Annotated in this window: 14 protein-coding genes; 5 read left to right on the top strand and 9 right to left on the bottom strand. The window is 66.0% G+C overall.

Going from position 1 to position 15,292, the window contains the following annotated elements:
- Positions 1–16: 16 nt before the first annotated feature.
- The 5 genes from AB0H21_RS08455 to AB0H21_RS08435 form a co-directional block, all read right to left on the bottom strand.
- Complete coding sequence (locus AB0H21_RS08455) at positions 17–1,420, bottom strand: APC family permease (RefSeq protein ID WP_358513482.1); 1,404 nt, start codon at positions 1,418–1,420, stop codon at positions 17–19.
- Between the two features lie 30 nt (positions 1,421–1,450).
- Positions 1,451–2,221, bottom strand: a complete 771-nt coding sequence (locus tag AB0H21_RS08450; RefSeq protein ID WP_358513480.1) for an SDR family oxidoreductase — start codon at positions 2,219–2,221, stop codon at positions 1,451–1,453.
- Positions 2,218–2,592, bottom strand: a complete 375-nt coding sequence (locus tag AB0H21_RS08445; protein WP_358513478.1) for a hypothetical protein — start codon at positions 2,590–2,592, stop codon at positions 2,218–2,220. The genes AB0H21_RS08450 and AB0H21_RS08445 overlap by 4 nt, the downstream gene beginning before the upstream one ends.
- A gap of 142 nt (positions 2,593–2,734) precedes the next feature.
- Positions 2,735–4,174, bottom strand: coding sequence for an aldehyde dehydrogenase family protein (locus tag AB0H21_RS08440; protein ID WP_358513476.1), 1,440 nt, complete (start codon positions 4,172–4,174; stop codon positions 2,735–2,737).
- Positions 4,175–4,217: 43 nt separating this feature from the next.
- Positions 4,218–6,125 (bottom strand): primary-amine oxidase, encoded by a 1,908-nt coding sequence (locus AB0H21_RS08435; protein ID WP_358513474.1) that lies wholly within the window; start codon positions 6,123–6,125, stop codon positions 4,218–4,220.
- Between the two features lie 285 nt (positions 6,126–6,410).
- Here AB0H21_RS08435 and AB0H21_RS08430 point away from each other — a divergent pair, with 285 nt between their 5' ends.
- The 3 genes from AB0H21_RS08430 to AB0H21_RS08420 all read left to right on the top strand — a co-directional run bounded on the left by AB0H21_RS08430 (position 6,411) and on the right by AB0H21_RS08420 (position 8,603).
- Positions 6,411–7,145: a response regulator transcription factor gene (locus tag AB0H21_RS08430; RefSeq protein WP_358513472.1), complete on the top strand. Its 735-nt coding sequence runs from the start codon at positions 6,411–6,413 to the stop codon at positions 7,143–7,145.
- Positions 7,142–7,756 (top strand): TetR family transcriptional regulator, encoded by a 615-nt coding sequence (locus AB0H21_RS08425; protein ID WP_358513470.1) that lies wholly within the window; start codon positions 7,142–7,144, stop codon positions 7,754–7,756. Before AB0H21_RS08430 ends, AB0H21_RS08425 begins: the two co-directional genes overlap by 4 nt.
- 64 nt (positions 7,757–7,820) lie before the next feature.
- The gene (locus AB0H21_RS08420) at positions 7,821–8,603 is read left to right on the top strand and encodes an SDR family NAD(P)-dependent oxidoreductase (RefSeq protein ID WP_358513468.1); all 783 of its coding nucleotides are present in this window, start codon (positions 7,821–7,823) and stop codon (positions 8,601–8,603) included.
- Between the two features lie 61 nt (positions 8,604–8,664).
- Here the strand turns inward: AB0H21_RS08420 and AB0H21_RS08415 are convergent, their stop codons facing one another.
- On the bottom strand, positions 8,665–10,380 hold the full coding sequence (locus tag AB0H21_RS08415) for a class I adenylate-forming enzyme family protein (RefSeq protein WP_358513466.1): 1,716 nt from the start codon (positions 10,378–10,380) through the stop codon (positions 8,665–8,667).
- Between the two features lie 32 nt (positions 10,381–10,412).
- The gene (locus tag AB0H21_RS08410; protein WP_358513464.1) at positions 10,413–11,567 is read right to left on the bottom strand and encodes a helix-turn-helix domain-containing protein; all 1,155 of its coding nucleotides are present in this window, start codon (positions 11,565–11,567) and stop codon (positions 10,413–10,415) included.
- A gap of 257 nt (positions 11,568–11,824) precedes the next feature.
- On the opposite strand from AB0H21_RS08410, the gene AB0H21_RS08405 reads away from it, so the two are divergent.
- Positions 11,825–12,598 (top strand): SDR family oxidoreductase, encoded by a 774-nt coding sequence (locus AB0H21_RS08405; RefSeq protein WP_358513462.1) that lies wholly within the window; start codon positions 11,825–11,827, stop codon positions 12,596–12,598.
- 87 nt (positions 12,599–12,685) lie between these two features.
- Here the strand turns inward: AB0H21_RS08405 and AB0H21_RS08400 are convergent, their stop codons facing one another.
- Positions 12,686–12,961, bottom strand: coding sequence for a hypothetical protein (locus AB0H21_RS08400; protein WP_358513460.1), 276 nt, complete (start codon positions 12,959–12,961; stop codon positions 12,686–12,688).
- A gap of 482 nt (positions 12,962–13,443) precedes the next feature.
- On the bottom strand, positions 13,444–14,073 hold the full coding sequence (locus tag AB0H21_RS08395; RefSeq protein WP_358513458.1) for a helix-turn-helix domain-containing protein: 630 nt from the start codon (positions 14,071–14,073) through the stop codon (positions 13,444–13,446).
- Positions 14,074–14,233: 160 nt separating this feature from the next.
- Here AB0H21_RS08395 and AB0H21_RS08390 point away from each other — a divergent pair, with 160 nt between their 5' ends.
- The gene (locus AB0H21_RS08390; protein WP_358513456.1) at positions 14,234–15,268 is read left to right on the top strand and encodes a zinc-dependent alcohol dehydrogenase family protein; all 1,035 of its coding nucleotides are present in this window, start codon (positions 14,234–14,236) and stop codon (positions 15,266–15,268) included.
- Positions 15,269–15,292 lie beyond the last annotated feature (24 nt).

Raw genomic sequence — 15,292 nt, 5'->3', positions numbered from 1 at the left:
GCAGGACCGTCCTTGGTCAGGTGGCGAGGTTGACTTCGCGGCCGACCACTCGACCGTGTATGTAGCCGAGTACGCCGATCGCGGGGAATGCCCAAGGCAGGAGCGAACTGAAGGTCGAAGCTCCGGCAAGGGTGTCAAAGTTTCGCAGGATGATGACGAGGACGGTCCCGAGGCCGGCGAAGGCGAGGACGGGTGCCACGATCCGGACCCAGAGAGCCTCCTCGGTGGACCGGAGGAAGAAGACGGCGGCTACCAAAGTGGTGAGCATCAAGACTAGGACGCCTACCGTTGCGAACCCACCTGCAAGCGCTGCCAGCGTGGTGTAGGGGTCGGCGCCACTCAACGAGCAGATCACAACGATGATGATCATCAGGAGGGCCTGGACACTGCTCGCCACGTAGGGGGTGGCGAACTTGGGGTGCGTACGGCTCAGAGATGCCGGGAGCATGCCGTCCCTGCCGAACGCGTACAGGTAACGCGAGGCCATGTTGTGCACAGCCATACAGCAGGCCAAGAGACTGACCAGCAACAGCCAGTTGAAGGCATGACTCGACCAGCCGCCAAGGCCATGGATGACAGCGTCACCCATGTAGGTGTCCGCGTGTTCGAGGGCGTACTCACTGACCTTGTCTGCGGGGTGGATCGAGACCGAGGCCCAAGTGCTTAGACCGTAGATCCCCACGATCGCCCATACAGCGGCGAACGTGGCACGGGCGACCGTTTTCTTTGGGTCGCGTGTTTCTTCGCCGAAGACAGCGGTTGCTTCAAACCCGATGAAGGAGAGAATCGCGAACATGAACCCGAGGCCGAAGTTGCCGGAGAAGACGTTGTTCGGGGCGAACGCCGCGCCGGTCAGGCCGTCCTTGAACAGGATCGCGACGACGGTGGAGATGAGGATGGCGACCTCGAGCACGAGGAAGATCGAGAGCAGTACGGTATTGAGCTCGATCCCGCGCATGCCGATGAGCCAAACGACGACGAGGATCCCGAGGCTGTAGACCTGCCAGGGCAGGTCGATGCCGATCTCGGCCTTGAAGATCGAGGCGCCGAAGATGCCGGTGTAGGCGACGGGGACGAGGAGGAGAACGTTGTACGTGAACAGCGCCACCCAGCCGGCCGCGGCTCCTGCGGGCTTGCCGATGCCGGCGGATACGTAGGAGTAGAACGCTCCAGCGTTCGTGATGCGACGGCTCATGGCAGCGAACGGGACAGCGAAGAAGGTGAGTACGATGCCGCAGAGAACAAAGGCAGCCGGAGCGCCGACCCCGTTCCCCAGGCCCACCAGGAGAGGCACGTTCCCGGCGGCCGAGGTCAGCGGTGCCTGGAAGGCCATGACCAGGAACAGCAGCGCCGGCGCTCCGAGTGCGCCGGCGCGCAGACCACCGCGACGCTGTCCTTCATCCATCATTCGAGTGGCCATCGGCACTCCTTCGTTGGTGCAGTAGCGAATCTATAGAGTCGGCTGCCGAGCCAGCATTCCGCCGTCGACGGTGATGGTCTGTCCGGTGATGTACGCCGCCGCCGGCGACGCGAGGAAGGAGATGACGTCCGCGATCTCGCCCGGTTCGCCGAGCCGCTCGACCGGCACCATGCGCGCGATGTCCGAGTCACTCAGGCCGCCGATCCATGGCTCGCTCAGGGGGGTGCGCACCCAGCCGGGCGCCACGCAGTTCACGCGGATTCCCCGGGCTGCCCACTCCACGGCCATCGTCTGGGTCAGCGAGACCATCCCGGCCTTGGAGGCGTTGTAGGCGGCAAAATCGGCCTCGGCGGCCAGCGCATTGATCGAAGCGACGTTGACGATGCTCGTCCCGGCACCTTGGCGCATAGCCCGTGCCGCGGCACTGGCGAGGAGAACGGGTCCGCGCAGGTTCGCGTGGAGGGTCCGGTCCCAGGCTTCGGCCGTCATCTCGGTGAGCGGCGTTCGGGCGAAGACTCCGGCGTTGTTGACCACGCAGTCGACCCGGCCGAACTCCCCCATGCAGGCGCCAACGAGCTGTTCGCCGACGTCCGGGTCAGCCATGTCGGCGGCCACGCCGATGACGCGAGCGCCCTCGCGGCCTAGCGAGTCGGCGACCGCCGCCGCTTCAGCCGCGTTCCGCGAGCAGAGCAGAGCGTCATACCCGCCACGGACGAACGCCTCGACAGTCGCGAGGCCGATCCCCTTGGTCCCTCCCGTGACGATGACGACCGGTCGGTCGCGCCCGGAGTCGCCGCTCATGCGGTCGCCCTCGCGTTACCTGGGGAATCGTCCTCGTATCCTGTCCGGCGCCGCAGTGCCCACACCGCCAGGAAGATCTGGGCGGCCGCGATCGCGGTGAGCGGGATCGCCATCCAGTGCGGGCCCGCTTGCTCGTGCTCCATGGCCATGCCGTGCATGTGCATCGTGTGGTGCCCGCCGCCAACCAGTGCGAGGGCGAGGTGCGTCACGATCATGGCACCGTACATCAGGCCGGAGGTGACCCAGGTGGACCGCGTGGGTGCGGTCCAGAGGTGGTACGCGCACACCAGGCACGCGAGTGACATCACCATCATGACCAGCGACAGGGCGGTCGAGGGATCGCTGTGCCCGCCCGTCAGGTGTTCTGCCACGTGTGCGAGTGCCGACAGGACGCCAAGCCCTGCCGAGAATCGCCCGAGCCCCCGGAGGTTCGGCGCCGGCCGCCGAACCTCCGGGGACGGCGCAAGCGAGGTATGCTGCCGCCGCATCATCAGATCCTGCTCGCTCGTCCTGTCAGGCCTTGTTGACGTGCACGACCTGAACGTCGGTGAACTGCAGCAGGCCCTCGCGGCTGAACTCGAAGCCTGAGCCGGACTGCTTGCGACCGCCGAAGGGGACGTCGGGGGCGAGCGCGAAGTGTGTGTTGACCCAGGTCGTGCCGCTCTCGAGCCGGTTCGCGATCTTTGTTGCGCGCTCCAGGTCGCTGCCCCACACAGAGTTGCCGAGGCCGTAGGGCGTGTCGTTCACGCGGGCGACCACCTCGTCGTCGTCGTCGAAGGACATGATCGACCGGATCGGAGCGAAGGTCTCCTCGGTGATCAGGACGCTGTTCTCGGCAACGTCACGGACGACGGTCGGACGGACGTAGTATCCGGGCGTGTCGTCGACGACGCCACCGGCGATGATCTTCCCGTCCTTTCCCGCGACCTCGAGCAGGCGCTTGGCGGTCTCGTACTGCTTGGCGTTCTGTATCGGACCGAGGTCGGTGTCGGCGTCCAGGCCGTTGCCGAGCTTGACATCGCCCGCCATGCGGGCGAACTCGTCACAGACGTGGTCGTAGATCGAGGAGTGCGCGAAGATTCGCTTGACCGAGATGCAGACCTGGCCGTTGTTGCTGAAGGCCCACTTGAAGACCTCGGGGAGGGTCTTGCCGAGGTCGGCGTCGTCCAGGATGACGGCGGCGTCGTTCCCGCCGAGCTCGAGGGTGATGTGCTTGAGCGTGTCGGCGGCGTTGCGCATGACTGACTTGCCGACCAGGGTCGAACCGGTGAAGGAGACCTTGTCGACGCCGGGGTGCGCGGTCAGGATCGGGCCGACCGAGCCGTCGTCGGCCACGACGTTGACCACGCCCGCCGGGACGATGTCGGCGAGGATCCGCGCGAGCATGAGAGCGTTGAGCGGAGTCGACGGCGACGGCTTGAGCACCACGGTGTTGCCCGCCAGGATGGCTGGGGCGATCTTGTACACGGCCTGGAAGAAGGGGAAGTTCCACGGCGTGATCGCCGCAACGACACCCAGCGGGCGGCGGTGAATCTGCACGAGTGTCTCGTCGTCGTCACGTACGGTCTCGGGGTCGAGCCGAAGGCCGGCGAAGTACCGCGCCCAGAGCACGGCCCAGTCGACGTCGTCACGAGCACCGGACAGCGGCTTGCCCTGCTCGAGGACGACGACTCGGGCGATGCCGTCGGCAGCCTTCTCGATGGCGTCAGCCATCTTGCGGACGACGGACGCCCTCTCCTCAATGGGGGTGTCCCGCCAGCCAGGGAAGGCGGCGCGAGCGGCCTCGATCGCCTGCTCGACCTGGTTCCTGTCCGCGACAGGGCTCTGCGTGATGGCAACGCCACGGGACGGGTCCACCACGTCGACCGTAGATGCTCCGGCGACCAGTTCACCGTTGATCAGCAGCTTGAAGTCCTGAGAAGCGACAAGATCCGTCGGGTCGGTGGTTGTCATTGGTCTTGCTCTCCTATAGGTGAGTTGGCTCCGCCGAATGTGCTCACGAACAATGCGTTTCGCAGTGACCCACGCCGCCAGGACGCGGCTGATCGAGAGTGGGGTTGTGGTCGAAGAACCCGTGGGGCTCCAACTTGAAGGTGACGTGCTGGACCGGCATGATCGGCCAGTCCTCGAGCCGGACCAGGTGTGTCACGCCCAGCGTCAGCCAGATCACGACATCCTCCCCGACCAGCGACCGGTCAGCCTGGATGTACTGGGGCAGGCCACCGTTCTCGGGATTTCCGTAGGGGTAGTCCCCCGCGCCGTAGAGTTCGCGCCTGTCGAACCGGGTTGCCCAGAACACCTTGGCGGCGAACTCGCCGCGAGGAGCGATATGCGCCTGTGGGCTCCACTGCGGCACTGCCGTGGAGGCGGTCATGACTCGATAGGCCACGGGCTCACCGACGGCGTTCTTCATCTCGGGGTTGGTGACCATCCAGAAGCGGTGCGTGGAAAGCTCCGCCAGACGACCTGTCGCCAACTCACTGTCGAAACGGGTGAACTCACCGAAGAACGCGTTGCCGTAGGTGTTCTCCTCCGGGTCTGCCGGCCGTGTGTTCACCTCATAGACCTCGTTCGCCACCCCGTCGACGTCCATGTCAAGCCGGAAGCTGAAGAAGTGCTGGTGGATCGGTGCGTAGAGACCCCTGTCGTTCAGGAGCTGCCCGAACTTGGTCATCTCGCCGGGCTCGACCGCGGCGGTGGTGACGATCCCGAGGAGCTTGACCTCGTGCTCAATGGTGCCGTCCTGGTACAGGTGCCAATAGAACCCGTACTCGTAGTTCGCGAAGGTTGCGATGAACGAGAGGACGAGCCGCCGGCGGCGGCGCACTTCGGCCTTGCCGGTGCCCATGTCGTAGTGCTTCCAGAGGATGCCGTTGTCCTCTTCATGGATGCAGATCGCGTTCTCGATGACGTACGGCTCACCGCGACCGTTGGCAAGGGTCGCGTCCAGGTAATGGATCTCACCGAGACAGTCGCAGCCGAGCTTGAGAGAGTTCGTCAGGTAGCCGATGTGGTACTCACCGGTGTCGAACGCGTTCTTGCGGTACTGCGTCGGGCTCGGGTCGCCGTAGGGGACGATCATCGACGACAGCGAGCCGCGGTAGAGGACCGACCGGTCGACTCCGCGATCGTTGAACTTCACATCGTGAAGGACCAGGCCCTCACGCTGGGTGAAGCCGATGCGCATTGACCAGTTCTGCCAGGTGAGTTCGCGGTCGTCCATCGTGAAGCTCGGGCCCGCAGGCTGGGTGATCTCAAGCGGTCGAACGTCGGTCCGGGCCGGGATGTCGATGAGCTCGGGCGCGTAGTTGCCAGGTTGGTCGGGAATCGTCACCTTCTTCATGTCGACGACGTCCACGGTTCCGTCGGTCAGGTTGACGTGCGCGACAACGCCGTCGATCGGATGCGCGTACTGGTTGTCCGACCGGTCCCCGACGCGCAGCCACATGAGGGCGTTGATGCGGCGCTTGCCGCGCTCGTCCGACCCGTAGCTGCCGGCCGACCACGGGTCGATCGAGATCATGTCGAGGTCGGTGATGCCCCGGTTCTTCATCGCCTCGACGAACTCGGCCGAGGTTTTCACCAGCTCTTCGGCCTGGTAGAACTCCTCAAGGATGATGGCCGGCTGCACACCGACGATCTCCTGCCACGACGTCACCGTCCCCTCGTCCAGCGAGACCGTCGCCTCGTAGGTCCGGTTCTCAGAGCGGTGGATGATGACGAAGAACACGTCGCGGCGAATGGTGTCCCCCGGCTGAAAGCCCGCGATCACCACCTTCTCCGGCTCAACGAGCCGAACCTCGGCGAACCAGTGGTCGTCGCCAAGCCCGTACGCGTCGGCCAGGATCTTGACTGCCTTCTGGATCTCCTCCGGGGTCAGCGGATCCAGTGGGTGGGTCGACATTTCGTCTCCCTGTCGAGTTGCTCACGGCCGGGAACTGTCACGGCCGGATGTGACGTGGCTCATCAACGTAGGTGCGCTGTGCGGGCCCCGACACCGGCCGTTGGTAGCCCTTCGACACCTACCTTTTGAGGGCAGCCACGGTGGGATTGGCCGATCGAACAACCACCCTCTTGCGGGCTTGTGACATCAAACTATCCACTTGACAAGTTTTTGTTCGATATCTACCTTTGAGCGATCCGCACTTGAGCCGTACTTCATGCGGATTCGGTAGGTGGAGGTACAGCAATGACGGTGACGCCGATCCGCGCGACCCCTCGACCCGATGCCGCTATCGCGCGGACCACCAGCCACGTCACTCCGGCTCGAGCTCGGCACGAAACAGAGGGTTCCCTGGCCGATGTCCTCTTGGTGGTGAGTTCGAATGTGCTGGTCAGGCGTGGCCTTCAGGCTCTGCTTTCCGAAAGAGGACTCTTTGTCAACGTGCAAGCGGTCGCGTCCGCGGCCGAGGCCCTCGCCGTTGCGGCCGGTACAGGGCCGTTGATGATCGCCCTCGACGGTGGCGCAAGTGCGTCCCAGAGTCTCTCGCGCACCTGCAGGGATCTGCTCCGCGCCGCCCCTCAAAGTAAGGTCATCGTGATCGCCGCACCCGCGGACACAGACGTGTTTCGTTCGTGCTTCAACTCCGGCGTCCTGGCGTGGGTGTGTCCAGACTCCGACGACCTCGCCATCGTCACCGCACTGGAGATGGTGCATCGCGGTCAACGCTTCCTCGACCCGCGCGTTGCCTTGAGGAACGCGACCGAGCCTGCGATCCAGAGGTCGCAGCAGGTCGCGTACCACCTCACCCGCCGCGAGTACGAGGTCTTGTCCCTGCTGTCCGAGGGTTGTTCAAACCGGGCGATATCTACAAGACTCGCCATCTCTGAGACAACGGTGAAGGGCCACGTGAGCAGCATCCTCGCCAAGTTGGGTGCCGAGTCCCGCCTGGAGGCCGCCCTGATGGCGTCGCAGGTGCTATGAGCGACAAGCGAAGCCGCACGCGTCCCGGCTATGGCGAGGGACGGGTCGCGCTCCTGGCTGCCGCGATCGAGGTCGTCGGCGAAAAGGGTCTCCGCGGGCTGACCTACCGTGAGGTGGCCCGGGTGGCCGGCGTGACCCATGGCTTGGTCGCGCACCATTTTGGAACACGCCAGGAGCTGATACGAGCGACGCTTGATTACGCTGTCACTCTCGGCGCGGACACGATTCACTTCGCCGGGCGCGAGTTCGCGGACTTCGCCAACGATCTGAGCGGACTGATCTCCAAGACCGAAGGTCTCCAGGCCTTCCAGTTCGAGTTGATCCTCGAGGCACGACGCGATTCGACTCTGTCACCCTCGGCGCAGGAGATGTACGACTCCTACATCAGTCTGATCTACGACGACCTGGCACGCTCGGGAATCTCCGACCGACCAGAAGTCGCCCGCCTCGTCATGGCCGCTCTGGACGGCATCGTCATCCAGCAACTCGTCTACCAGCGAACCGAGGAGACCGACGCGACGGTCGGCCTCCTCCGTGAGCTCTTGGCGAGGCACGCACGGCCCGGGCCGGACGACGCCGGGCCACCTTCGGACGCGGTCGACGAGCACTAGTCCAACAGCGCGCCGGTCTGGCCTCGAAGCTGGGGGCGGCGCGGTCAAGCAGAAGGTGAACGCGATGCCCAAGAATGACCCGACTCAACTCAGCGCTCGGCCTGCAGGGATACCGCTGTCGATCGTCACCGGCTCAGCTCGCGGGATCGGATTCGCCATCGCCCAGCGTTTGGTAGCCGACGGCCATCAGGTCTACCTGCTTGATGTCCAGGACAGCGTGGCAGAAGCGGCCAGGACCCTGAACGCCGTTGGCTATGCCCAGGTCGACGTCACCGACACCTCCGCACTCCGCGAAGCCATCGTCGGTGCCGCAGATGCCGCCGGTCGGCTGGACACCCTGGTGAACTGCGCCGGAACCTGCGGCCGCGAGTCGTTCGAGGATCTGACCGAAGAGACCTGGCGCAGAGACATCGATACCAACCTGAAGGCGACAGCCTTTGCCTGCCAAGCCGCGGTGTTTCCGCACATGAAGGCACAGGCATTCGGCCGACTCATCAATATCGCGTCAGTCTCGGGCAAAGTCGGCGGAGTCGGCCCCGTCGACGTCGATGGCTCCGGCGGACGCTCCGGAGCGGCCTACGCTTCAGCCAAGGCCGGGACGATCAACTTGACACGCTGGATCGCCAGGCAGGTCGGTGCCTGGGGCATCACCGCGAACACCGTTGCCCCTGGTCCCATCGAATCTCCGATGGCAGCCGACGCGAGCTATCCCATCTCCGAGATGCCGATCCCACGCCTGGGACAGCCCTTCGAAGTCGCCGGGGCCGTCTCCTACCTAGCGGGTGACGATTCGTCCTACGTGACTGGAACCTGCATGCACGTCGACGGTGGGATGGTTCGAGCCTGAACAGGTCCCGAGCAGGCCACGGCAGCAACGCGACTGCCCGGGCCTGCTCGTTCATCCCCTGTCATCGCGCCGGCGCCGGCCCGAACTGCGCCATGGCGAAGCGCCGGACCTTGCCGACGCTGGTCCTGGGAAGCTCGGCGATCACGTGCCATTCCCGGGGACGTGCTGCGGGTGCGAGCTCACGCTCGGCCCATCGTGCGAGGGCGTCGACATCTGGCGGCGTGGCGGGGTCTCGTGGCACAACATATGCAACGGGCACCTGGTCGCGGATGGGGTCCGGCTTGGCGACCACTGCTGCCTCGAGCACACCAGGCGCTTGAGCGATGGTCGATTCGACCTCGGTCAGGCTGACGTTCTCGCCCGATACCTTGATGACGTCGTCGACGCGTCCGACGAAACGCATGGTCCCGTCGGCGCCGGCGGCGGCGAGGTCGCCGGTGGAGAACCAGGTGACCCCGTTGCTCTGCGTGAACGAGTTGTTCGTCGTGTCGGGGTCGTCGAGATATTCGACGAAGAGGTCGACACCGCGTTCGCCGGCGACCTGGATGACACCGTTCTCTCCAGGTGCCGCTTCGGCGCAGGTCGTGGGGTCGATGAGCCGGACCCTGCGTCCGTTCAGCGGCTTGCCGATCACATCGTGTGACAGGTTGAGTGGATCGTCGGCGGAGACGATGGCGACCGTCTCGGTCATCCCATACAGCTGGCGGGCGCGGACTCCGGCCAGGTCGGCGAACTCGTCGTAGTGGTCGGCGCCGAGGCTTTGCGCGAACCACACGTGCTTGAGGTTGGCGCGGGAGCCCGCCGGATTCTTCGCGAGGATCATCCGGATCGGGGCTGCGAACAGGCTGGCGTGCGTCGCCCGCAGTTCACGTGCGCTCTGGGTCCAGCGGCTGGCGCTGAACCTAGCCGTGAGCGCGACGCTGGCCCCCGCCGCGATCGCCGGCGCGAAACAGTAGTACTGGGCGTTCGCATGGAAGAGCGGCAAGGTCACCAGCCATCGGTCGTCGGGGCCGAGATCGACCGCAGCAGACATGGTCACCGCGACGTTGAGGTAGTTGGCTTGAGTCAGTACGACGCCCTTGGGTCTCGAGGTGGTCCCCGAGGTGAACATCACGGCGAGACGGTCGGTCGGCGCCAGTGTCGTGGTGTCCGCGGACACGGCGGTGCTGTCACCGCCTCCTGCGGCGAGGACATGGAGGATGTCCTCGGCTGACTCGGGCAGTTCGAGCGCTTCGAGGCCTCGCTGGCTCGCGGCCGCCCTGTACGCCCCGCTTCGGGTCGCCCCGTAGAGCCCGAGACGGGGCTTGACCCGCTCCATCTGGGTCGCCAACTCGCGTTCACCGGACGCGGGGTCGACGGGCACGATCCAGGCTCCGAGGCGCGCGCACGCGAGCCATGCCGCGAGGAAGCCAGGGCAGTTGCGAAGCGCGACATGGACGGCGTCGCCTCGGAGCACGCCGCAGGCCGTCAGGTAGCCGGCCATGGCGGCAACGGCCTTGTCGAACTCTTCATAGGTCCAGGTCCGCGTGCTGTGGTCCAGCTCCTGGAACACCAAGAACGTGGCGGCCGGGCTGGCGGCCACCCGGCGGGTCCAGAGCTCCCCGAAGGTGGCGGCAATCTCAGCGGGACCTCGCGTGAGGTCGGCGTCCGGGGTGCCGTGCGGCGTCGGCATGGATCCTCCATCTACTCTCCCGCTGGACCATCGCGGGTACGCGGCATTGGGCGAAAGCCCATTCTGGCAAGCCGAAGGTGACGCATACCACGGCTGCGAGGCCAACGGACGAGCGCGCAGATAGTGGAAATGAACAATCAGTCGGTCGGTGTGGTCGTGTGCTCGATAGGGAGATCGAGCACCCAGGCGAGTTCGGCGATCGTGGACACCGAGGCAAGGGAGACTCCGACATGGCGCTCGTACTTGTCCATGCGGTAGCGCTGCGTGTTCGGGTGGACGAAGAGCGCGCGGGCGGCTCGGGTCACGTTGAGGTGGTTGACGAGGTAGGCATGCACGCTCTCCAGCAATTGGGCTCCAAACTGCCCGAGTGGTTCGACCGACTCGATGTATTTGCGTCGAAGATGCGCGGTGAGGGCGGGTTCCGCATCGATGGCCAGGCGCCAACTGAGGTCCTCGAACCGGAAGCATCCAGGCTCGGTACGTGGCATGACCTTGAGGACTCGGGCTGCAAGCCGATCCGATTCTGGGAGTTCAAGAAAGGCGACCTCGGGGCCGAGGGCAGCGACCGCGTCAGTGATCACCAAAGGCCCCGGGGCGGTCGTCAGGCCGCGCCAGTGCCGGTTTCCTTCGACAACTGTGGTGGTCGTGTCGGCCATCGCCTCAACGGATCGACGAACCTGGTCCGGCGTCACGTTCCCAGCGGGTACGACGTAGAAGACACGAAGCCGCAGATCCGGGTCCAGGCCCAGCGCTCGGACCGTTGACGCGGCCTGGCTCGCGGTAAGGTCGCCGGCGAGGAGCGCGTTCATCCAGTCCGCACGTCGCACGGATTCTCGGACGGCCTCGTCAACTGCGAAACCTCTGTAGGCGACCGCCGCACTTGCGACGAACCAGTCTCCAAGGTTCCACAGCAAGTTCGAGCTGCGGAGGATCTGTTGAGCGTCCAGCCCGTGCTCGTCGGCGATCTCGAGAAATCGGTCGTGGATGACCCGTAGCGAGATCCGGTACCCGCGGATGATGTCTTCAATGGGTACGCCTTGTCCGGCGCGTTCGACGGTGGTCGTCGCGGCTTCTCCGGCGGTTTCCGGGGACGGCGCAGATCCTGCCTGGAGCGTCTCGATCGCGCGGCGAATGTTCCGGGCCACCGACAGACGCACCGACCCTCGATCGACGCCGGCGTAGCTGGGCAGGTCGGCGAAGATTGAGTCGGCGGCGGCATCCCCAAGCTCGGTGCACTCCTCACTCAGTTGGTTGGAGACATCCACAATGGATGTGTCGTGAGCACGCGCCATGCCGTGCGATTTTAGTGCTTGAAGCGCCAGGTGCGTAGTGTCGAGCCCCAATATCGGTGCCGGAGTTTACGCAGGGCGCTGACGTCGATTTGCCGGGTCGTTGCCCTGAACTCCTCACAAAGTAGGGCGCGAGGCAGTACATAGTGCCGATGCCCGCGCCTTCCCACGGCCCGTACCGTGGCTGACTTGCCGAGTCCAGCGACCGCCGGACAGGTCCAACCACGAGAGAGGCGACAGTGTTCATTTCCGGAAGAACCGTGATCGTCACCGGAGCGAGTTCTGGAAACGGCCGCGCGATCGCACTGCGGTTCGCCGGCGATGGGTACTCGGTTGTTTGCACCGACCTCCGTCCAGAGCCACTTCCCGGTGGCTATGAAGACGAGCCGGAAGTGCCGACGCACGAGGTCATCCACCGGCAAGGCGGTCGAGCGACCTTCGTTCAGTCGGACGTGACCCAGGCCGAGCAGGTCGCGGATCTGGTCGCCCGCACCGTTTTGAACTATGGGCGGCTCGACGTGATGGTCAACAACGCGGGCATCACCGCAAGCATCGGCACGATCGTCGAGGAGACCGAGGCTGACTTCGACCGCACGATCGCGGTCAACCTCAAGGGGGTCTGGCTTGGCTCGAAGTTCGCGATCGCTCAGTTCCTCAAGCAAGAGGTCGTTCGCGGCTGCCGCGGCAAGATCATCAACATCGCCTCGATCGGCGGCCTGATCGGGCTCGAACAGGAGCCGGCTTACTGCGCATCCAAGGGCGGCGTGGTCAACCTGACCCGTCAGCTCGCGGTCGACTTCGCCCCGAAGCGGATCAACGTCTCCGCGATATGCCCCGGCTTCGTCGCCACCGCGATGGGCCGCCCCTATCTCGATGACCCGGCCACGAGCGAGCTCCTTCACGCGCAGTCCCCCTGGCCGAACCTGGGTGTCGCCGGCGACATCGCGAACTCAGTCGCATTCCTCGCCTCGGAGCAGGCCAACTGGGTGACTGGCGCCATCTTCACGGTGGACGGCGGGTTCACAGCCCGTTAAGTCCCTCGGAGGCGTGGCCGGGGCATCGGCCGGAAAGAGCATGGATGCCGTCCGACCAAATGACTCCGGCGTGTGCCCTTTCGCTGGTCATTCGGACCGGCGTTGACTGGTACGACGCTGAGCGTCATGCTCCGCCGCCACGCGTTCCCGCCGTTCCTGATCCGCGATCTCTCGTAGAGTTGGCACCCGCCGCTTCTCATGGCGGATCGCCAGGCGGATCGCCCAGTAGATAAAGAAGAACAACAACACGGCTGGAACGCCCCACAACACCAACACCAACACGATCTCGGTGAGCCCGATCCCCGCCATTTGATCCTCCGCGTAGGTGGTACCAGCATGCCCGATCCACCAGGTTGCGTCCATCGATGACTTCACCCGACCTCAGGGGCCTTACGAGCGGCCCAGCGTGGCCCGCCGCAGGTCGTGGCCTCGCCGAGGCGACAAACGCATGCCGGGCACTACGACGACGCAGCGGTCCGCCCTTACCCTCCGTCGAAGTCGTGCCCGGTACAAGCCGACCCTTACGCCGTGCCTCAGCCTGCGCCTGCTCATCCAGCCGCGCCGCGCGTTCAGCCAGGGTGTCGGCACCCAGAACGTTGCGGATACCAAGTTGCTTTGCACGAGCCGACCAGGAGTGACGCCGGATGCGATCCATCCGCCGAAGAAGTCCATGATCTGCCAGGTACGCCCGCGACGCTGTTGAAGCTGAGCACGGGCCGGAGCGCTCAACGCGTCAACCGCCGGTCCTTCGCCCTGCCGAGCACAATGGCCGGCGCCAACGCGCCCTCCGAGATCGGGAACAGGTAGTCCTCGATCATCGGTCCGGTTCACGTGACGGGGGTGTGTCAGGGGATTAAAGTCACCGGCGCCAGCCGTGCCGCCGGCGGTAGCGGGGAGGCCTTCGGAGAGGCCTGAAAGGCCTGTATCGCGAGAGCGGCGAAACGCCGGGAGGCGGCGACCGCGGCGGCCGGTGAGGCGGCGCGGATACCGCCGTTGGCCATGATCATGAGGACCAGGTCGTCCAGGACGAAGTCGGGGCGCAGGCGGCCGGCGTCCATGGCGCGGCGGGCCAGTCGGGCCATCGAGCGCAGCGCGTATTCGCGATCCGCGGCGAAATCCATCGCTTTGGGGAAGGCCGACATGAAGGCCGCGGTGAAGCCCCGGTCGTGGGCGTGCAGCTCACAGATTCTCTCGATCACACGGCAGAAGCCGTGCCACGCATCGGGGTCGGCGAGCCCCTCGTCCACGATGGCGCGGCACGCGCGCATCTGACCCGCGAGGGCCTCGGTGACCAGCGTCTCCTTGGTCGGGAAGCGGCGGTACAGGGTGGCGGGGCCGACACCTGCGCGCCGGGCGATCTCCCGCATCGGCACGTTCAGGCCTTCGGCGGCGAACACCGCGCGGGCCGCGTCGAGGATGAGTTCGCGGTTGTCCCGGGCGTCGGAGCGCAGGGTGTGAGGCAAACGGCTGGTCACCGCTCTCACTTTAGCTAAACGGACGATGGCGTCCGGTAGCGTCCGCGTGCATGAGAGCTTCGCGACTCTCCACGGACCTCTGGCGTCCGCGGCGTCCGGGCGGTGCCCGGACCTGTCCCGATCGATTCCAGAACATCGATTCCAGAACACGGAGACGACATTGAAGGCAGTTGCGATCCAGGCGTTCGGAAGTCCCGAGGGCCTCGCGGTCGTCGACCTCCCTGACCCGAGTCCCGCTGCCGGGCAGGTACTGATCGCCACCGAGGCGATCGGCGTCGGCGGCGTCGACACCATGATCCGAAGCGGTGCGCTCGCCGCCTACGGCTTCAGGGAAGGTCACGTCCTCGGCAGCGAGATAGCGGGCACCGTGACCGCGGTCGGCGATGGCGTCGACACATCATGGGCCGGCCGGCGCGTCTGGGCGTTCACCGGCATGGGCGGCTACGCCGAGCTGGCGATCGTCCCGGCCGAGAGACTCCTCCCCCTCCCGGCGGGCATTTCGGCCGCCGACGCGGTGACGCTCGGGAGCTCCGGAGTGGTGGCCCACTTCGGCCTTCGCCATGCCCGCTTCGCTTCCGGCGAGTCGGTGCTGGTGCGTGGCGCGGCCGGTGGCATCGGGATCATGACGGTCCAGCTCGCGGCTCGCGGTGGTGCCGGCACGGTGGCGGTCACGACGTCGTCGGCCGAGCGCGGCGATCGGCTGCGCAAGCTCGGCGCGACCCACGTGCTGGACCGCTCCGGCGGGGGAGGCGAGGACGCTCCGGCGGGCTACGACGTCATCATCGACATCGTCGCCGGCGCGCGCATGCCCTCGTTCTTCGCCAGGCTCAACCCGAACGGCCGAATGGTGGCCGTCGGCGCGGTCGCGGGCCACCCGCCGGCGGACTTCGGCATGGAGATGTTCGCGGCGTTCCAGAAATCGATGTCGTTCGCGACCTTCAGCGCGGCCACCGTGGCCGAGCCCGACCGGCGCGCCGTGACCGCCGAGCTGTTCGCCGCCGCGGGTCGCGGCGAGCTGCACTCGGTGGTGTGCGAGCGGCTGTCCCTGGAGCAGGCCGTGCTGGCTCACCGGAAGATGGAAGCCGGCGAGGTGTTCGGCAGGATCGTCCTCGCGCCCTCGGGGAGCCGGACCACGCCGCGGCCGGCGGATGGGTACGACCCTCCCCTGGCGCAGGGCGGTCCGAAATCGAGTTGACCGTGCCGGTGGCCGATGGCGACC

Origin of the sequence: Sphaerisporangium sp. NPDC051011, from assembly GCF_040653595.1 — a bacterium.
Lineage (GTDB): Bacteria > Actinomycetota > Actinomycetes > Streptosporangiales > Streptosporangiaceae > Sphaerisporangium.
The sequence above is the reverse complement of the archived record's forward strand: the minus strand, read 5'-3'. Positions and strand labels throughout refer to the sequence as shown.